General features: G+C 43.8%; 18 protein-coding genes. 4 read left to right on the top strand and 14 right to left on the bottom strand.

The features are described 5' to 3' along the window. Positions 1–9 precede the first annotated feature (9 nt). The 8 genes from dapA to ACIPK1_RS06455 all read right to left on the bottom strand — a co-directional run bounded on the left by dapA (position 10) and on the right by ACIPK1_RS06455 (position 6,893). On the bottom strand, positions 10–915 hold the full coding sequence (gene dapA / locus ACIPK1_RS06490) for a 4-hydroxy-tetrahydrodipicolinate synthase (protein WP_142971830.1): 906 nt from the start codon (positions 913–915) through the stop codon (positions 10–12). After that, positions 912–1,577 (bottom strand): SIS domain-containing protein, encoded by a 666-nt coding sequence (locus ACIPK1_RS06485; protein ID WP_042891045.1) that lies wholly within the window; start codon positions 1,575–1,577, stop codon positions 912–914. The genes dapA and ACIPK1_RS06485 overlap by 4 nt, the downstream gene beginning before the upstream one ends. A 24-nt stretch (positions 1,578–1,601) precedes the next feature. Then, a complete protein-coding gene (locus tag ACIPK1_RS06480) occupies positions 1,602–2,888 on the bottom strand; it encodes a PTS ascorbate transporter subunit IIC (RefSeq protein ID WP_016610457.1) in 1,287 nt (428 codons plus the stop codon). A 25-nt stretch (positions 2,889–2,913) separates the two neighbouring features. After that, a complete protein-coding gene (locus ACIPK1_RS06475) occupies positions 2,914–3,279 on the bottom strand; it encodes a PTS sugar transporter subunit IIB (RefSeq protein WP_005237463.1) in 366 nt (121 codons plus the stop codon). A 1-nt stretch (position 3,280) separates the two neighbouring features. Continuing rightward, complete coding sequence (locus ACIPK1_RS06470) at positions 3,281–3,727, bottom strand: PTS sugar transporter subunit IIA (RefSeq protein WP_016611962.1); 447 nt, start codon at positions 3,725–3,727, stop codon at positions 3,281–3,283. Positions 3,728–4,159: 432 nt separating this feature from the next. Further along, positions 4,160–4,291 (bottom strand): hypothetical protein, encoded by a 132-nt coding sequence (locus ACIPK1_RS06465; protein ID WP_005237465.1) that lies wholly within the window; start codon positions 4,289–4,291, stop codon positions 4,160–4,162. Next, positions 4,288–6,426, bottom strand: coding sequence for a ferrous iron transport protein B (feoB, locus tag ACIPK1_RS06460; RefSeq protein ID WP_400450317.1), 2,139 nt, complete (start codon positions 6,424–6,426; stop codon positions 4,288–4,290). Before feoB ends, ACIPK1_RS06465 begins: the two co-directional genes overlap by 4 nt. Next, positions 6,426–6,893: a ferrous iron transport protein A gene (locus ACIPK1_RS06455; protein WP_400450316.1), complete on the bottom strand. Its 468-nt coding sequence runs from the start codon at positions 6,891–6,893 to the stop codon at positions 6,426–6,428. The genes feoB and ACIPK1_RS06455 overlap by 1 nt, the downstream gene beginning before the upstream one ends. A gap of 357 nt (positions 6,894–7,250) precedes the next feature. On the opposite strand from ACIPK1_RS06455, the gene nrdH reads away from it, so the two are divergent. The 3 genes from nrdH to nrdF all read left to right on the top strand — a co-directional run bounded on the left by nrdH (position 7,251) and on the right by nrdF (position 10,795). Continuing rightward, positions 7,251–7,475 carry a glutaredoxin-like protein NrdH gene (gene nrdH, locus ACIPK1_RS06450; RefSeq protein ID WP_005225182.1) on the top strand — a complete coding sequence of 75 codons (225 nt, stop codon included), beginning with the start codon at positions 7,251–7,253 and terminating at the stop codon, positions 7,473–7,475. Positions 7,476–7,572: 97 nt separating this feature from the next. Beyond that, positions 7,573–9,732 (top strand): class 1b ribonucleoside-diphosphate reductase subunit alpha, encoded by a 2,160-nt coding sequence (gene nrdE, locus ACIPK1_RS06445; RefSeq protein WP_008377092.1) that lies wholly within the window; start codon positions 7,573–7,575, stop codon positions 9,730–9,732. 97 nt (positions 9,733–9,829) lie between these two features. Then, a complete protein-coding gene (gene nrdF / locus ACIPK1_RS06440) occupies positions 9,830–10,795 on the top strand; it encodes a class 1b ribonucleoside-diphosphate reductase subunit beta (RefSeq protein ID WP_005225180.1) in 966 nt (321 codons plus the stop codon). Positions 10,796–10,854: 59 nt separating this feature from the next. Here nrdF and ACIPK1_RS06435 read toward each other — a convergent pair whose 3' ends face one another. From ACIPK1_RS06435 to ACIPK1_RS06410, 6 genes are all read right to left on the bottom strand, one after another. Then, positions 10,855–11,910, bottom strand: a complete 1,056-nt coding sequence (locus ACIPK1_RS06435; RefSeq protein ID WP_016611960.1) for an alpha/beta hydrolase — start codon at positions 11,908–11,910, stop codon at positions 10,855–10,857. 90 nt (positions 11,911–12,000) lie between these two features. Then, complete coding sequence (locus ACIPK1_RS06430) at positions 12,001–12,717, bottom strand: MIP/aquaporin family protein (protein WP_005237471.1); 717 nt, start codon at positions 12,715–12,717, stop codon at positions 12,001–12,003. Then, positions 12,710–14,539, bottom strand: a complete 1,830-nt coding sequence (glpO, locus tag ACIPK1_RS06425; protein ID WP_400450313.1) for a type 1 glycerol-3-phosphate oxidase — start codon at positions 14,537–14,539, stop codon at positions 12,710–12,712. The genes ACIPK1_RS06430 and glpO overlap by 8 nt, the downstream gene beginning before the upstream one ends. Positions 14,540–14,542: 3 nt before the next feature. Beyond that, positions 14,543–16,063 (bottom strand): glycerol kinase GlpK, encoded by a 1,521-nt coding sequence (glpK, locus tag ACIPK1_RS06420; RefSeq protein ID WP_008377082.1) that lies wholly within the window; start codon positions 16,061–16,063, stop codon positions 14,543–14,545. A 130-nt stretch (positions 16,064–16,193) separates the two neighbouring features. Beyond that, positions 16,194–17,636, bottom strand: coding sequence for a helix-turn-helix domain-containing protein (locus ACIPK1_RS06415; protein ID WP_400450311.1), 1,443 nt, complete (start codon positions 17,634–17,636; stop codon positions 16,194–16,196). Then, positions 17,626–18,933, bottom strand: a complete 1,308-nt coding sequence (locus ACIPK1_RS06410; protein WP_196044108.1) for an FAD/NAD(P)-binding oxidoreductase — start codon at positions 18,931–18,933, stop codon at positions 17,626–17,628. The genes ACIPK1_RS06415 and ACIPK1_RS06410 overlap by 11 nt, the downstream gene beginning before the upstream one ends. A 136-nt stretch (positions 18,934–19,069) precedes the next feature. On the opposite strand from ACIPK1_RS06410, the gene ACIPK1_RS06405 reads away from it, so the two are divergent. Further along, on the top strand, positions 19,070–19,885 hold the full coding sequence (locus ACIPK1_RS06405) for a DUF92 domain-containing protein (RefSeq protein ID WP_400450309.1): 816 nt from the start codon (positions 19,070–19,072) through the stop codon (positions 19,883–19,885).

Below are 19,885 nucleotides of genomic sequence, written 5' to 3'. Positions count from 1 at the left end.
TTCTGCAGCCTACTGTTCTACTTTCAATGTAAATCCTTCCGCTTGTACATATTTTTGAAGCACTTGATCTACCTGCTGCTTTTCTTCTTTCGTAAGATCTAGAACAGGCAGTTTCGGTAACCCAACATCCTGTCCGATTGCCCGCAAACAGTATTTCAGCCCAGACGGAATCGTTGAGCATTTGCAGGCTTCTCTAAAATCATCAATACTTACTTGTGCTTGCCGCGCTTGTTCTATGTTTCCAGCTACAAATTGTTCATAGATCGCCACATCTGTTTTCGTCACAACATTTGCGGTGGAAGCCACAGAGCCATCTGCTCCTAACTGTAATGCTTCTAAAATCTTAGAGTCGCTTCCCATCAGCAAAGAGAAATCCTCTCGATGATTTAATTCAAGATAGCCCTTGAAGTTTTCTAGATCACCGCTTGAATCTTTTATCCCAATGATCGAATCAATTTTGAGTAATTCCGAGAAAACATGACGATTGATGAAATTTCTAGTATTTGGCGGAATATTGTACAAAATGATTGGTAGTGTCGTTTGCTCAGCAATCATTCGGTAGTGATGGATCAACTCCTCATCGGTATATTTCAAAAGATACGGCGTAATGATGGAAGCAGCATCAACGCCGATTTTTGCAAACTCATTTACTAACTCAATCACTTTATTCGTTGCGATATCTCCGGCACCTGCAAATACTGGTACTCTGCCCGATACTTCATCGACAACGATTTTTGCAAACTGGATTTTCTCTTCTTTGCTTAAGGTATGAAATTCGCCATTGGTTCCTAAAATAAACAACCCGTGGACACCACCAGCAATCAAATGCCTTACAAGCTTTCTGGTGCCCTCTTCATTGATGCCGTTCTCATTTAATGGTGTGACCATTGCTGGTATAATTCCTCTGATTTTCATTGCGTAAGCTCCTTTTTTGTCGTTGCTCCTAAGCTTCCCCCTGGATGCCATTTAAGGTAATCTTCTAAATTGATTTTTTTTGCTTCTTGCAGCAACACCGACAGAACCTGCAGCTGGATCATTTGGGCGATCACAGAGGAACGTGGCGGTTTATTCAATGAGTCCCCTTCTTGGGAAACATAAGAAGACAATGTGACTTCAGCACAGGAAGCTAGGGAAGAATCTTCATTTCCTGTTACCGCTAAAATTACAGCGCCATTGGCTTTTAAGGCAGCAAGTGCATATTCTAATTCTTTGGTGTTCCCACTATTACTTATCGCAATCACTACATCGCCAGCCACGACTTGTCCTGCCGATCCGTGCACAGTTTCAGTTGTGTCTAAAAAATAGGTTGGCGTGCCGACAGATGAGAAAAGTGAAGCTGCATAGCCTGCTACATAGGAACATTTTCCCACGCCTGTTACATGAACACGCTTATGATTTTTTTCTGCATGGAGAATAAGTTCTTTGGCCTTCACCATCTGTTGATAGACTTCTTCTTCTTCAAGCCGATAAAATTGAGCATCGCTTTGGGCTTTTAAATTCGTACTATATGCAAACAAAACGTTTTTTTCATTCAATACAGATTTTCCTTCCTTATAGCAAGGAGAAATTGTATCCACCTTTCTCCTTGCTAATCATACTGTTTAACTAAATAGTTTTAAGATTTTATCTAGTAAAATTCCGATAATATTGTAGTCGATTTGAGGAAATCCAGCGTCTGTGATGCCTAATTCAGAAAAAGCTGGGAAAAGCACCAAAGGCAATGCAGTCAGCAAAATACCGCCTAAGAAGGATGCGATGATCGCCCCTTTCAACCCGCCTCTTATTGAACCAAAGACACCCATTGTTCCACCCGAGAAAAAAGCAATCCCAGCTGCTGGCAAAAGTACAACGGGAGAACCCATAGCAGCCATGGCAAACGTCGCTGTTAAGCCACCTATAAACGAGGTAATAAAACCGACAGGAACCATGGTTGGCGCATATTGGAAAAACACAGGAACATCTACTGCCGGCATTGATCCCGGGATATATTTTTCAGAGATCGCCACGAAGGCAGCCGTTAATTCAGCAATAAATTGACGCACACCATAAATCAGTACAGACATCCCCGCCGCAAATTGCAACCCTTGAATCAACGGATACAAGAACCATAAGTCGTTGCCAGCCATTTCTTGAACGACATCCATATGACCACTTAAAACTGCTGCGATCGTTGCAATGTAGAAAAGAATAATCATGAAAAATGCAACAGAGAAGACAAAATCTCGGAATACGGAGAAGAAATCAGGAAGCTCGCGATTGGCTGCTTTCTCTTTCTTTGCTTGCCAATTTTTCCCGCCAATGACACTGCCGATGACACCTGAGAACCAGTAAAAAATCAAGTTAAAGTGACCTAGTGCAACCCCTGCATTACCTGTCAGCTCATCTGTATATTTCTGAGCCAATTTGGGCAACCCTGCTCCTGCAAAACCTAGTACCAAAGAACCAAAGATAACTGTTACCCAAGTGGGCATACCATTCGAAATAAAAATCAACCCAATGACAGCAGCAAAGAAAAGATAATGCTGACCGGTTAAGAAAATTGATTTTAAAGGCGTCAATTTCGCAATAACTAATCCGAATATGAACCCTAGCCCCATAATCATTGATATTTCAAAACCATATACATCCATGGCTAACGCTGTAGCAGGCTCTACTGCCAGAACCGTCCCTTGAACACCAAATGCGGTCTGAAACAACGTGGCGAAATTTGCAGCAATCGTTCCTACATGACCACCACCAATATTAAAAATCATAAACCCAATGCCCACTTTGAGGACACCGCTCAGGGTCTCCTTCGCAGGCTTTCTTTGTGCAAGTAACCCGATCAAAGCTAAAATCATTAGCAACACAGCAGTATTTCTGAATTGGTTCATTACTAAAATTGCCATTCAATTTATTCCTCGCTCCATCAATTTATTTTGTTTGCATCGTTTCAAGAAATGTTTCTAGTTTTCCTTGGATCTCTTCTTTACTCATAATATTTTGAATGCCTATGACTTCATAAGGTTTGTTTTGAAAATCAGGTTCCGCTGCGATATCTGCCATACTCATAAAGGCATCACCCGTAAAACCAATGAGAACGTCTAGATTTCCATGAATCGTTTCAATGGGATAGCCGTTTTCTTCAATCACTGATTTTACCTTTATGTGAAGCAGCGTTGAACTCCCCATCCCAGCACGGCATGCAACCGCTATCAAAAATTTCTTGCCATTACTCGCCTTAGGTTTTGCATCTGATTGGATCGATGCATCATTTTTCTTTTTTTGAAAGAATCCCATCTTAACTCCTCGTTTCTTCTAATAGTTGTATAAATGCTTCTGGTGTCTCCACATTTGCTAAACGATCAATGATATTGTCCCTTGCTAAAACCTCTGCTAACTCACTCATCAGTTCCAAATGACTGGTCGGGTCTATCGCTGCCAAACAGAAAATGACTTTAACTGGATCATTGGGCGAACCAAATGAGATGGGGGTATTTAAGGTCATCGCACTTAGTCCTAAACGACAAACCCCATCTTCTGATCGGGCATGGGCCAAAGCAAACCCAGGCATAAGCACGATATACGGCCCGGCATCTAAGACGGATTGAATCATCGCTTCGACATACTGTTTTGAAACGCTGCCATTCCTCAATAACGGCTGGGCAGCTTTTTTGATTGCTTCTTGCCAACTGGTACTGTCTTGCTGAAGTAAAATGTTTTCTTTTGTTAATAATGTAGTTTGCAAACGACGATTTCCTTTCTAAAAAAATTTCTTTAGGTTTTAGTAAAGAATTTCTCGAGATAATTCCTATACACACACTATAAGTGAAAAGTTTCGGCCTGAATAGACGATTTGAGACCACATATTTGTACGCGCTTCCAGATTAAGTGAACTGCTCTTCTCAAAAAGACCAGGAATACTGGCTATTTTTTTTACTAGCCTCCAGTTTTTCTCGATAACCTTCTTGAGCAGTTCACAAAACTTATTCTACCAAGGAAAAAATGAACCAAAAATGGACAGATCTTTTGCTTGCACCCACAATAAAAAAAAGAAGCTCTTAAATAAACTAAGAACTTCTTAAAGCAAACACTCTATTCATGGCTATAGATCTACCGTTTCAATTGTAATTCTACCGTAGGTGTTTTCACACGAATTTTTACTTACAACCGCTATTTTCTACTTTGCTTCCTCATGCTTCACGGGACAACTGCTGTGGCAATCAGAACAATGATCCTTTTTCACCATGCGGTACACCACACGACCGCCATAGCCAAAAATCAGTCCGCTTAGAATTACTGTAGCAATCATTTTTCGCCTCCTACGACTTGGATCAAGGGCGCACTCCCTCGGAATGGTTTCTTCACCAGAGCAAATACCAATAGACCAGTAACGACTATTGCCGCGAAAACACCTAGCGTGAGGTGTCCGCCTTCAAAGATGACGTGTCCGAATTGGTAGACCAACAAACTGGCGCAGTATGCCAAGCCACATTGATAGCCAATGGCTAACCATGTCCACTTGCTGTCCCCCATTTCACGGTGGATCGCACCGATGGCAGCAAAACAGGGGGCACATAGTAGATTAAAGACGAGGAAAGAGTATGCCGCCACAGCAGTGTAATCGCCGCGCAACACTTGCCAAATCTCCGTCCCACTTTCTGACAACTCACCGGTTTGTCCGTAGAGAATCCCGAATGTGCCGATCACATTTTCTTTGGCCACCAAGCCAGTGATCGTCGCCACGGCGCCTCGCCAAGTTCCCCAGCCTAGGGGAGCAAAAAGCGGCGCCAAAAGTCGACCGAAAAAGGCCAAAATGCTTTGGTCTTCACTGACCCGCTGCAAGGCAAAGCTGTAGCTGGAGGTAAACCAGACAAAGATACAAGCCACAAAGATTATCGTTCCGGCTTTTTTTACAAAAGCAATGGCTCGATCACAGGCACTTTTCAAAATCGTTGTGAGCTGCGGCAAGTGATACGCTGGCAGTTCCATAATGAATGGTGCCAGATCACCTGCAAAAAGCGGCGTTTTTTTCAAGACGATCCCTGAAAAAATCACAGCGCCCATGCCGACAAAATAGGCCGATGGTGCGACCCAACTATAATGAGGGAAAAAGGCACCCGAAATCAATGCAATGATCGGCAATTTGGCAGAACAAGGCATAAAGGTCGTGACCATCACCGTCAACCGACGATCCTTTTCGTTTTCAATCGTTCGGCTTGCCATCACCCCCGGCACGCCGCAACCTGTAGCGATTAACATGGGGATAAACGACTTGCCGGATAGGCCAAATTTGCGAAACAACCGGTCCATGACAAATGCCACCCGTGCCATGTATCCACAGTCCTCCAAGATAGCCAAGCAAAAAAACAACACGAAAATCTGCGGCAAAAATCCTAAGACCGCACCGACCCCTGCCACGATGCCATCCAAAATCAATTCTTGCAGCCACTGGGCGACCCGCAGCTGTTCTAGCCAGTGCGCTGCTGTTTCGGGTATCCAGCTGCCAAATAATACATCATTGATCCAATCGGTGCCGATCGTGCCAATCGTCTGAATCGATAAATAGTAGATTCCCCACATAATGAAGGCAAAAATTGGTAGCGCCAATACGCGATGGGTCAACACGCGGTCGATTTTGTCGCTGAAGGCTAAGTGCTGATCTGTTTCCTTGATGACTGCCAGCGCCAACAATTCTTCAATGAAGCCATAGCGCTCATTAACGAGAATGGCGTCACTGCTGTCTTTAAAGATCATCTCTAAAATCGAAATCGTCTCCTGAATGACTGCTTGCTGGGAATCAGTCAGTTTACACATTGCTTGAATCGCTTCATCTTTTTCGAAGAGTTTTATGGCAAACCAGCGTTTTCGCTGCTGAGGGATCGTCTCTGGCAAAATCGCCATGATCTCGGTCAAGCCAGCTTCTAAACGATCATCGTAGCGGGGAGGGAGCTGTTGTGTGTTGACTGCGTGCTTCGCTGCCTCGATCATTTTGGCTAAACCACGTTGTTTCAAAGCACTGATCCCCACTACCGTAATCCCTAATCCGTAAGCCAATTTTTCGAAGTTGATCTGCAAGCCTTTTTTCTTTAATAGGTCGATCATGTTGATGGCTGCCACGGTGGGAACATTCATTTCTAATAATTGCAAGGTTAAATACAGATTTCGCTCAAGATTAGTTCCGTCAATAATATTGATTACCGCATCCAGCGATGCTTCCATCAAATAATTGCGGGAAATCAGTTCTTCCGGCGTATAAGGTGACAAGGAATAGATCCCGGGCAGATCTTGGATCAGCACGTGCCGGTCTTTTCGCAGTCGCCCCGCTTTACGTTCTACGGTGACACCCGGCCAATTGCCCACTGTTTGTTTGGCACCAGTCAATTGATTGAAAGTACTTGTTTTCCCGCTATTGGGATTTCCTGCTAATGCAAATTGATAGGTCATCAAGCTTCGACTCCTTTTTCGACAAAAACCAACGCTGCTTCTTGCTTTCTCAAAGACAATTCATAGCCGCGGAGCCGAATCTCCATTGGATCACCCAATGGAGCCAGTTTCACTACTTCCAAATGTACGTTTTTCGTAAGACCCATATCCATCAAACGACGGCGCAAAGCACCTTTTGCACCAATCTGATTGACCTTCCCGCTTTCACCGACTTGTAGCTGATCCAAAGAGGTAATGACGGTTTGCTGCTGGATCTCTGTGACATCGATTTGTTCCATGATCCTTGCATCTAAGGCAATCCGCGTTCCCTGGTGCAAAATGATGCCGCCTTTGCGATCTTTTTGTACCACAACGATTTCAACCCCCGTGCGAATGCCAAGATCGTTTAAATGAACCGTGATTTCTTTGGTTGTTGCCAACGAGTCGATTTTGTATGTCCCAGAAGCCCGAGTTTGCGCCATTTTCATTGGTTCTTACTCCTTTTGTGAAGTGTTATTTTAATTAACCCACTTTAATTGAGAATGATTATCATTATAATAGAGCCATTTCCACAGGAAGTCAATCTGTTTTCGACTTAACTTTGAATCTTCCTTCACAATGGAGATTTTTTTTACTCATTTTGATTGCATATCCCCTCTAATAATTACGCAAAAACCTTGTAATTCTACGTATTTTCCGCTTTTTTCATTTGCATAAAAAACACAGAAACACTATAAATTGTGTATGTCGAATTCACAAGCACAAGATATAGTGTTTTTTCGTTGACTTTCTCCGAGACTTATTTATACTAGGTTTATAACTATTACAACTCGGAGGAAACAATTATGAATATCAAACTATTTTCTAAAAACAACTGCATGCAATGTAAAATGGCGAAACGCTTTTTAAGTGAAAATCAGATTGCCTTTGAAGAAATCAATATCGATAATGAGCCTGAAGCATTAGAATTTTTGAAAGAACAAGGATTTCAAAGTGTGCCAGTCATTACCTCTGATGCGCAAACGATCATCGGTTTCCGTCCAGATCAACTACGTCAATTAGCGAGCTAAGATTTTTCTCAATGTGATGCTTTTGAGGGATTTGTCAGTCGTCCAGACCGCAAGTCCTTTTTTATACGAACAAAACAAGAAAAGAGGTTAGCCATTTATGAGCTTGAAAGAAATCAAAGATGTCAGTTATTTCAAATTGAATAATGAGATCAACCGTCCAGTAGATGGTCAAATTCCATTAAATAAAGACAAAGAAGCCCTAGCGGCATTCTTTAAAGAAAACGTTGAACCAAATACCTTAACCTTTGCGACTGCAATGGACAAAATCAATTATTTGATTGAAAATGATTATTTAGAAGAAGAATTTATCAAAAAGTACCGTCCTGCTTTTATTGAGGACTTGTATCAATTCTTAGATGAGCAACACTTTACTTTCAAATCATTTATGGCTGCTTACAAGTTTTATTCACAATACGCACTAAAAACCAATGATGGTACCGCGTATCTTGAACGTTACGAAGATCGGGTGGCGTTCAACGCCCTTTACTTTGCGGATGGGAATGAAGAGTTAGCCATGAGCTTGGCAGATGAAATGATCTACCAACGTTACCAACCAGCAACCCCTTCTTTCTTGAACGCAGGACGCAAACGTCGCGGTGAATTAGTTTCTTGTTTCTTGATCCAAATCACTGATGACATGAACGCGATCGGTCGTGGGATCAACTCCGCGCTGCAACTTTCACGGATCGGCGGCGGTGTCGGGATCACATTATCAAACTTGCGGGAAGCTGGCGCGCCTATCAAAGGCTACGAAGGTGCAGCAAGTGGTGTGATGCCTGTAATGAAATTGTTTGAAGATAGCTTCAGCTATTCAAACCAATTGGGTCAACGGCAAGGGGCTGGTGTGGTCTACTTGAACGTCTTCCACCCAGACATCATCAGCTTTTTATCAGCGAAAAAAGAAAATGCAGATGAAAAAATCCGTGTCAAAACCTTATCATTAGGTGTGATCGTACCTGACAAATTTTACGAATTGACGCGTAAAAATGAAGAGATGTATCTCTTTAGTCCGTACAGTGTCGAAAAAGAATATGGCGTACCATTTTCTTATGTCGATATCACCAAGGAATACGACAACTTAGTCATGAATCCACGGATTCGCAAGACTAAAATCAGAGCTCGCGATTTAGAAAATGAAATTTCTAAATTGCAACAAGAATCTGGTTATCCTTATATCATTAATATCGATACAGCAAACCGCAGCAACCCAATCGATGGCAAGATCATCATGAGTAATCTTTGTTCCGAGATCCTTCAAGTTCAAGCACCATCTGAGATCAACGGCAAGCAAGAATACGAGGTTTTAGGAACAGATATCAGCTGTAACTTAGGTTCCACCAATATCGTGAACTTGATGGACAGCCCTGACTTTGGGAAATCTGTTCGAGCAATGACTCGTGCCTTGACCTTCGTTACTGATGCGTCTGACATTGACGTGGTACCATCGATCCAAAATGGGAATGCCTTGAACCACACGATCGGTTTAGGCGCAATGGGCTTGCATACCTATTTTGCAAAAAATCAAATGGAATACGGTTCACCAGAATCCCTTGAATTTACTGATCTTTATTTCATGTTGTTAAACTATTGGACATTGGTTGAAAGCAATGCCATCGCCAAAGAAAAAGGCGAAGTTTTCCATAACTTTGAAAAATCAGCTTATGCAGATGGCAGCTACTTCACTGATTATATCCAAGGTGACTACCAACCAAAATCGGAAAAAGTCAAAGCATTGTTTGAAGGCGTCTTTTTACCAACTGGTGAAGATTGGGCAGCCTTGGCACAAACCGTCAAAGAAACCGGCTTGTATCACCAAAACCGCTTAGCCGTTGCACCAAATGGTTCGATCTCTTATATCAATGATACGAGTGCCAGCATCCACCCGATCACTCGGATGATCGAAGAACGCCAAGAAAAGAAAATCGGCAAGATCTATTATCCAGCACCTTACTTGAGCAATGAGACGATCGGCTACTACAAATCAGCCTACGATATGGATATGCGCAAAGTGATCGATGTTTACGCAACTGCTCAAAAACACGTCGATCAAGGGATGAGTATGACCTTGTTTATGCGTTCAGATATTCCAGAAGGTCTTTACGAATGGAAAGAAACGACAAAACAAACCACCCGTGATTTGAACATCTTGCGTCACTATGCTTTCCACAAAGGGATCAAATCGATCTACTATGTACGGACCTTTACAGATGATGCAGAAGAGATCGGCAGCAACCAATGTGAAAGCTGTGTCATCTAATCCAACTTTTGCCTGAAAACGAACCAATAGCCTGCCCCTGCTCTCTATTGAGAGCGGGTCGGCTGTTGTCTTGATACGATTATTGGAGGAACCGACTATGGGTAAGACTTACTATGAAGCAATCAACTGGAATGAGATCGAAGATATCATCGATAAATCCACTTGGGAAAAATTAACAGAGCAATTCTGGTTAGATACGCGGATCCCTTTATCAAATGACCTTGATGATTGGCGGACGCTATCACCATTAGAAAAAACGACGGTGGGCTACGTCTTTGGCGGCTTGACCTTATTAGATACCGTTCAATCAGAAAGCGGTATGGATCAACTGCGTAAAGATGTCCGCACCCCACATGAAGAAGCGGTCTTGAACAACATCCAATTTATGGAATCTGTCCATGCAAAAAGCTATTCATCGATTTTCAGCACCTTGAATACAAAAGCGGAGATCGCCGATATTTTTGAATGGACCAATACCAATCCTTACTTACAAAAGAAAGCCGAACGAATCAATGAGATTTACAAAAATGGGACACCGCTAGAGAAAAAAATCGCCAGTGTGTTTCTAGAGACCTTCTTATTCTATTCAGGTTTCTATACACCCCTTTACTACTTAGGTAATAACAAACTAGCGAACGTAGCGGAGATCATCAAATTGATCATTCGTGACGAATCCGTTCATGGCACGTATATCGGCTACAAATTCCAATTAGGTTTCAACGAATTACCAGAAGACGAACAGCAAAAGCTGAAAGACTGGATGTACGACTTGTTGTATGAGTTGTATGAAAACGAAGAACGTTATACCGAAGAATTATACGATGAGATTGGCTGGACCGAGGAAGTCAAAACCTTCTTGCGTTACAATGCCAATAAGGCTTTGATGAATCTAGGACAAGACCCGCTTTTCCCAGACACCGCCAACGATGTCAATCCAATCGTCATGAACGGTATTTCAACTGGTACCAGCAATCACGACTTCTTCTCACAAGTTGGGAACGGGTATCTGCTTGGTTCCGTTGAAGCGATGAAAGACGATGACTACTTCATCGGACTTGATTGATTTGCTTACAAAAAAACACCTTGTTTCTCGCCAATAGAGGGTGAGAAACAAGGTGTTTTTTAGTTAGCCAGCTGGTCTTTGATAAAGGTCAACGTTTCTGTCAAACATTCCTGTGCCTGCGGCAAGCTATAATCAAATTGGTATTCGTGGGTCACTGTTTCCGAATCCCCTTTGTAAAAACGACTTGTCACGGGAATATCAAGAGCTTGCAGCTGGTTGGCAAAGGCAATGCCTTGGTCTTCAAAGGAATAGGCGTTGCCATCAGTGATATACGTTGGTGGAAAATCAGCCGTCAATTTATCCACCAGTGAGATCTCCTGCAGTTGGGGACTATCTTGCCATTCTTTTTTGCCTAATAACGACCAAGCCACCGTTTTAACAAAGAATTTCATAAAACGATCATCCGAAGAAGTTCCAACGATCTGCTTCAAATCAAGGGGGCCGCAATAGGAAATAAACCCTTTCAGGGCCGATGCAGGAATGTCTTGATCAAAGGACATTTCCTTCGCATACGCTGGATTGGTTTGCAGCGCCACATATTGCCCGGCAATTTGGGCACCTGCAGAATCTCCACCGAAGAAGAGTTGATCGAAATCAAGCATGGGGTATGCTTGGGCATCTGCTTTGATCGAGTCTACCGCTTGGGCTAATTGTTTGACCTGTCCCGGATAATGCAAACTTGGCGCCCATTCATAATTAATCGAAATCACAGCGGCTTTGGTTTCATCGACGACATAGGTCGCAAATTCTTTGACGCCTTCTTTGTCTCCCCCGACATATCCGCCCCCATGGACCCAAAAAATGACTGGAACAGGGCCTTGTGCATCTTTGGGATAATAAAGATCAAAGGTACTGCGTTGATAATCCGATTGATAAGCCAAGTCCTGTTTGACCGTCACATTCGGCAAACTTTTTTGATAAGCCGCCTCATCCTTAATGGTCACTTCTTGGTTAAACAGATGACCGATCAAAAAAGCCCCCGGTCGTGGGGAGAGTTGAAAAGCCAGAAAAACGGCAGCTAAGAGTCCGATCAGGACAATCGCCACCCACATGAAAAAGCGCAGAATTTTTTTCACGCAAAAGCTCCTTCCTTCGTTCTGTTTCAGCTTTTTCATTTAACCATGTTTTTTTAGCAAATTCAATGACAATCGCTAAAGATTAAAAAAGGATGATACCAATAGGCACCATCCTTAAAATAACATCGTTTATAATGGCAACATCATAAACAATCCAGCTGCGATCGCTGCACCGATCATTGGACCGATGATTGGTACTAACGCATAGCCCCAATCGGAAGTCCCTTTGTTTTTGATTGGTAAGATTTGGTGAGCGATCCGTGGTCCTAAGTCCCGTGCCGGGTTGATGGCATAGCCTGTTGGTCCACCAAGAGACAGTCCGATCGCTAAGATCAAGATCCCAACAACGATGGGATTTAATCCATCCGTAAAGGTATTGGCACCAAAAGCCAATAAGCCAAAGACTAAGACAAAGGTACCAATGACTTCAGTGATCGTATTCGATACTAAATTACGAACTGCAGGCCCTGTTGCAAAGGTACCTAAAATCGCGCCTTGGTCTTTTGTTTCATCCCATAATGGCAAGTAGTTGAGCCAAACGAGGATTGCTCCTACGATCGCACCAGCAATCTGCGCCAGCATAAACGGTATAGCCAAACTCCAAGAAAAATTCCCTGTCATCGCCATGCCTAATGTAACGGCTGGATTCAAGTGAGCAGGTCCCATGTACCCTGAAACGTATACGGCTATGGTCACCGCCGTTGCCCAGCCCATCGCGATCACGATCCAGCCAGAGGCTTCTGCTTTACTCTTTTTCAGATTGACAGCCGCACACACGCCATCCCCTAACAAAACCAAAATAGCCGTTCCTAGAAATTCACTAAAGATCTGTGTTGTTTCATTCATCTTTTTTTCCTCCTTTTAAGGCTGTTAAATCTGATTCTGCGATCACTTGGTTCATTTCTGCTACATAGGCTGCTTTTTCTTCTTCGCTCCAGCCAAAGAAGTCGGTCATAGCTGCGACGACACCGGCTTTGACTTCATCTAAGGTATCTCGCATAAATAGGATATGGTTGGTCCGACGCAATAGATAATCGACAGGCGTCAGAACCATTTCTTCATGCAAGGAATAGTTCAAGGCAGTACTTTCTTTTTCATCTAAGCCCTCAAACTTCGTCTTGTAGTTCAACACTCGGGGAAGATTCGACCCATAAAGATGAGCCAAATACGTCGCATCTGCTTCATTGAACCCAGCGGCTTGTGCTTGGTCAGTCAGCTTCGCTAATTCTTCCTCTACATTGGCCGCATCAAGCTCACCACCAGAAACTGGGTACGTGGTTGAATCCACCAACTCGAAGGAAGCACCGCTTTCTTGGAGCAATTCATTGATCCGTTTGACTGCTCCTTCCGCCATCAAACGATAGTCGGTGATTTTTCCGCCTGCCAACGTCAATAGTCCGTCTTTTGAGCGTTCCAAACTGCTGCCGCGAGAAACTTGCGATGGATCCACTTTGCTGGCTTCTACTCGTTCTTGCGCTTGTTTTACAGCTTTTTCTACAACTGGTCGCTGCCGCTCATCTGCAAGATATTCTTTGACGCTTTCAACGATCTGCTCAAAGCTTTCATCAGATAATTTGCCTTTACCACCACCATTGTAATCCGAACCACCATTATTCGTAATCAATGGACGTAGACCAGCCCAGCTCGCTTCGATATCATCAAGGGTGATCTGTGCATGTGGAAAGCGTTCATTCACGATGGTCAGTAGATAATCGACATCTTCTTGTGTGACCGTCGGATGGGCAAAATCGCCTGTATAGTCCGTATCGGTTGTGCCAAAATAGGTCTTGTTTTCTCTTGGTACCACGAAAACCATCCGACCATCATTTTTCCCAGTATCAAAATAGGTTGGTTGCGGTACTTTTAGTTTTTCCCGATCGACCACTAAATGGACGCCTTTTGTCGGACGCATTTGTGGTGGCAGCTCATCATTCTTATCTAATTGACGAACGATGTCTGACCAAGGTCCGGTCGTGTTGATCACGACTTTGGCGTGAACCTCAAAGCGCTCGTTTGTCAGTTGATCCTCCACTTCTACCCCATTGATGATGCCTTGCTCATCATGTAAGATGCCGACGACTTTGGCCTTACTGATCATTGCTGCCCCATCGGCTTGTGCTCGTTTGATGTTTTCGATCACCAAGCGGGCATCGTTGTTGCGAAAATCAAGATAGACTCCGCCACCAACTAAGTTTTCCGCCTGCAGCTGTGGTTCGCGTGCTAAGACCTCTTCTTTCGTCAACAGATAATTTTCGTATTTACTGCCTGTCACATTCGCTAAGCGATCATAAAGATCCATCGCCACTTTAACAGAAAACAAGGAGAAGGTTGCCCCCGGTTCATCGTAAATCGGTAAAAGCATCGGATCTGGTTTCGGGATATGTGGAGCAATTTGTTGGACGATCGCCCGTTCCCGCACGGTGTCAGCGACCACTTCCACGTCAAAGGTTTTCAAATAGCGAATACCGCCATGAACGAGTTTCGTGGACCGCGAAGACGTCCCTTCGGCAAAGTCTTGCATTTCCAAAAGAACCGTCTTCATCCCAGCCGCTGCTGTTTGAACGGCAACCCCTGCGCCGGTAATCCCACCACCAATGATCAACACATCATAGGTGGTCTTTGCCGTTTCTTGAATGGTTTCCTTCCGATCTTTCTGAGAAAAGGTCATGGCTTACTCGCCTTCTTTCTTCGCTTTGAATTTGAAGGTCTGAGTAGCCGCTACCGCTTGTTTCCAGCCTTCGTACAAATTGTCTCTTTCTTCTGCTGGCATTTCTGGTGTAAACATTTGCCCTTCTTCTGCCATTGATTTCAATTCATCCAAGTCTTTCCAGAAGCCAACCGCTAGCCCTGCCAAGTAAGCTGCACCTAATGCGGTTGTTTCCAGATTCGCTGCTCGTTGCACGTCAATGTCTAAAATGTCCGCTTGGAACTGCATCAATAAATCGTTTTTGGCTGCCCCTCCATCGACTTTCAGCAATGGGATATCGATACCGGAATCTTTTTTCATCGTATCGATGACGTCTTTTGATTGGTACGCAACAGCTTGCAGTGTTGCCCGAACAAAATCTTCCTTCGTCGTCCCACGAGTCAAGCCGAAGACTGCTCCTCTTGCATCTGAATCCCAGTAAGGCGCACCTAATCCAGTAAAGGCAGGTACCACATAGACTTCATTATCTCCTTTTGCTTTGGCAGCTAGTTCTTCTGATTGTGGCGAAGTCTCGATCATGCGTAGACCATCCCGCAGCCATTGGATCGCTGATCCAGCAACGAAGATACTTCCTTCTAAGGCATAATAGACTTTGCCGTTGATGCCATACCCGATAGTCGTCAGTAGGTCATTGTCAGACAATTGTGGTTCTTCACCCGTATTCATGACAATAAATGCCCCAGTGCCGTAAGTATTTTTGATCATACCTTTTTCAAAGGCCATTTGTCCAAAGAGGGCGGCTTGTTGGTCTCCAGCCATTCCAGCGATTGGTACTTCACTGCCGTAAAAATGGTAGCTGCGGGTGTGACCATAGACTTCTGAGTTGCTTTTGACTTCTGGTAGCATCGAGCTTGGAATGTTCAAAAGATCCAAAATTTCTTGATCCCACTCTAATTTATGAATGTTGTAAAGCATCGTCCGACTAGCATTGGAGTAGTCGGTGACATGGACTTGTCCATCTGTCAGTTTCCACACAAGCCATGAATCGATCGTTCCGAAGAGTAACTCACCATTATCCGCCTTTTCTTGTGCCCCTTCGATATTGTCTAAAAGCCAACGCACCTTGGTCGCTGAGAAATACGCATCAATGACTAAACCAGTTTTTTCATGGATCATCTCTGTATGGCCATCTGCTTTTAATTGGTCAGCGATCGGTGAAGATTGACGGGATTGCCAAACAATCGCATTCGCGATTGGCTGCCCTGTCGTTTTATCCCAAACCACTGTCGTTTCACGCTGGTTGGTGATCCCGATGCCGGCGATTGCTTCTGGTCGGATACCTGATTCAATAAATGCCCCTGCGATGACTGATTGGACAGAGTTCCAAATTTCGTTGGCGTTGTGTTCTACCCAACCTGATTTTGGAAAGTATTGCGGAAACTCTTTTTGTGAACTGCCGATTTTTTTCCCGTTACGATCAAAAATAATTGCTCTTGAACTAGTGGTTCCTTGGTCGATCGCCATTACATAATTTTTTTCTGCCATTTGATTCGCTCCCTTTGGTTTTATATACGCCTTTTTGTTAGCGCTTTCTGACTTACTTTTATTTTAGCTGAACTTTTGCTATATGGTTCGTCAATTTTTTTTCAAATCTCTAAGAAATTGACGAAATCCACTATTTAAAGCGTTCACGGATCATTTTTTTGATTGTCTCACGATCATAAGCAGTCCCTAATTCACTGATTCGATAAGTCGGTGTTTTGGTCTCGATGGCATAATTCGCCAAGATCAAATCATATTCTTGTTCTGGACGATAGCGTTCGACAACTACGCCATTCAAATTTTTGAGATACAGCAGCCACATATAATAGAGAGCTTCTTTAAATAGCTCATCCATTTTCAAGGCGATCCCAACACGAAATTCTCGATTGATTTGATAGTCGATGATCGTGATGACACTCAAGTATTTGACCATCGTCATCATCAGTAGACTATTTTTCTCGGACGGCTTGATATTTAACTCTGTTAAGGCCTTACCTAATAGTTCATGACTGATTTGCTGAATGTTGCGGCTGGATAACTGCGCTTCTAACTGCCAAATATTTTCTCGATCAAAAACCTCCACATCCCCTTTGAAAAAATAGACGCGGCTGTGGATCTGCAGCAGGTGACCATAGCAAGTGGCTTCCATTTCACGAGGAACAAACGATGGGCGGTAAAGATGCAAAATATGTTCCAAAATCAATGTATCCGTCAAGGCAGTTGGCGTAAACCGAGAACGCTGCAGCATATACACCTGCAGATCGTGTTCGGATAACACCGAGAACGACAACAAAAAGACAAAATGCAGCATCGCCTCCTCTTCTCTGACTTCTAATGCGTAATGGCCAAAGCCACGAAATACCAACTCACGTAATTGTTGAAACAAAGGGTCTTTCATGTAAGGTGCCATTTTCTCCCGTAAAACTTGAAAGGATTGAGTAGCAATTTTAAGTCGCGCCTTCATGATCCTCAGCCATAGGGACAAGCGCTGCTGGGCTTCTTTCGTAAAGCGCATGTTCAGGCCGCGAGTGATCAGACCGACATATTTCTCATCGATTGGCAATGACTGACTGTCAAAAGAATGAACATACCAAAAGAGTTCAAAATAGAAATAACGAATTTGGGTTTCTTCTCCAATCAGCTTTCCTTGCCAGATCTCTAACTCAAATTCTGCTAGCAAACCATTTAGCTCTTTGATTTTGCGAAACAAGGATGACTCGCTAACTGTTAATTTTTGTGCCAGCTGGACAGTCGTCACTTCTTGATGTTGTAAAAGGTGCTCGAGAATTTGAAATTTCAATGCCGAACGATAAAATGCCCATTCAATTTGGTTAAGAGAAAAGGTGGGGCTCATTTCAAAAACCAGTGAACCATTTCGGTAATACAATCGACACTGCTCATGATAGTGCGTCAACTCATCTTGCAGCTCATCCACATACTTTTCCAGAGAAGGCTTACTGATGCCAAGATAGAGCGCTAATTCATGTAGCTCCATTTGACCGCCAACTAGTAAAAGTTTTTTGAGCAGCTGCAATTGTTTTGCTTCTTTTTTTTCTAATAACTGATCAAGTCTCATCGGCATCACTTCCCGACCATATGAAGGTTTGATCCAACACATTCGTGAATCGTGGATGGAAGAAAAAGTCTTTTTGGGTCAGCTCCTCCATCGTTGCCTGCTGCTCGATCGCAAACGCTAGTAAATTGATTTTTTCCAAAATATTGGCTTTTGATAAAAGCTGTGCACCAACGATTCGACCGCTGGCTTGTTCGATCATCACTTTTCCATGAACCTGCGTCGAATCAAAAAGGGAAACGGTAGCCGTAAAAGTGTGACAAACGATCGGTGATTCATAGAAAAACTGATCCGACTCGGTCAAGCCGGTACTGGCTAAATACCACTCAAACAATTGTGTACCGACTGTCCGCAATCCACCACGAAACGGGGTCGTTTTGTTTGCTAGATTGCGAGCTGCCGCAATCCCTGAGCGAACAGCATTATTGACTAAGGGCATGTAGACCGTGTCTTTCGTAATAGCATTTGGAATTTGGATCAAGTCGCCGACCGCAAAAATATCCGTGGCGGAAGTTTCCAAGTAGGCATCTGTCCAGATAGTTTGATCACTGTGTAATTCAAAGACCGTAAATGCCTCTGGCAAGCGAGGATGAACGTTAACTGTCGTCAATACCAGATCGCTTTCATAACCTTGATCGGCGGTTTCGATCCGAAAGCCTGTTTCCGTTTTAACGACTGCCAAAGTTGGCTCCGACCAATGCAGCTGCAAGTTGGGGATTTTTTCGATCTCCGTTAAAAAGGGCTGCAAAAAATCGCGATCAAAGTATTTGAATAAAGGATACGACATTGATTCGATCACACTGACTTTTTTGCCGATCATCGTTAAGGTATTCGCCGCTTCCATCCCGGCTTGACCAGCACCGACGATGGTAATCGACTCTGCTTGGGGCAATTGCTGCAAGAAATGCTTCGCTGCTTCATATTCCTTGTAGGTCAGTAGTGCTTCTTCTGGTTGTGGCAAAACAGTGGAATCTTGACTGGAACCTGCCGCCAAGACGAGTCGATCATAGCTTAGTTCCCGCTGATCCGTCCGAATCCGATGATCAGAAGGAAAGACTTCTAGAAAGGTTTCTTCTAAGGCTACGTCGATTGTTTCTGCCTCCAGCTGCTCCTTCGTACAAAAGAATGCTTCATCCAGTGAAGCGATCCTGCCTTCGATCAGCAATAACAAACCGCTTGGAACAAACCCAAGATGGGCTTTTTTTTCTATCAATAAAATCTCTGCGTCAGGGTATAATCGGCGTGCTTCACGGGCGCAGCTGACACCACCAAAGGACCCGCCTACGATAATGATTTTCATTGGATCACCTCTCTCCCTTAGCTTAAATGAAACGCTCTCATTTGACGAGTAAAAAGCTATCTTCCTTACTATTTTTTTGTTAACTGCGGTAAAATAAATGAGACCTATGCTACACTATACGCAAAGGAGTGTTCAAATGGTTTTCTTCTATCAATTCATGCTAGGATTGTTTGCCAGCATATTCGTTGCAGCGGCAGCATTCGTCTTTCAGTGGCTGACTATTTCTGGCGCACTGGCTGCGATTCTTTGCGGCACACTGGTTATTGGCTTTGGTCCGTGGTACAGCATCTTTTTGATTGGCTTTTTCTTTGCCAGCTCTGGCATCATTGGTCTTTTAAAGAAAATGCGCCGTCAGCCAGAGTTAGCTGTGCTTGCCAAAGGTGCTCGCCGTGATGCAAAACAAGTCTTTGCGAACATCGCACCAAGCATCTTTGCTCTACTGCTTGCCTTTTGGACGAAAGAACCGCTATTCCTTTGGGGATTTGTGGCGGGAATCGCTAGCTGTACGGCTGACACTTGGGGCTCAGAAATCGGCGTGCTGAGTCCAAGTCCACCGCGTCACTTACTAACGGGAAAAAAATTACCACCGGGACTTTCCGGCGGTGTCAGTTGGTTGGGAACTGCTGCTTCCCTAGCAGGGAGTCTCGCCATCACTGGTTTATTCTCAGCAGCTTTATGGTTGAACGGCAAGCCGTTCTCCTTTGATCTATGGTTGACTTTGACTGCTTTAGGCTTTTGCGGTAGTCTTTTGGACAGCTTACTGGGGGCAACGATTCAGGTGCGTTATCAATGCATTGTCTGTCACCAATACACCGAAAAAAAAAGCCACCACGACGTTGCGACCAAGCAAGTCGGCGGTCTTTCCTTTGTAACGAATGAAGGGGTCAATTTGCTGACTTCAATAGTGATCGTTTTTGTATCAGTCTTGCTAACTGGCTCTTTTTTCAAGTAA

The organism is Enterococcus sp. NPDC086594 (assembly GCF_044746145.1).
GTDB lineage: Bacteria > Bacillota > Bacilli > Lactobacillales > Enterococcaceae > Enterococcus_D > Enterococcus_D entomosocium.
The sequence above is the reverse complement of the archived record's forward strand: the minus strand, read 5'-3'. Positions and strand labels throughout refer to the sequence as shown.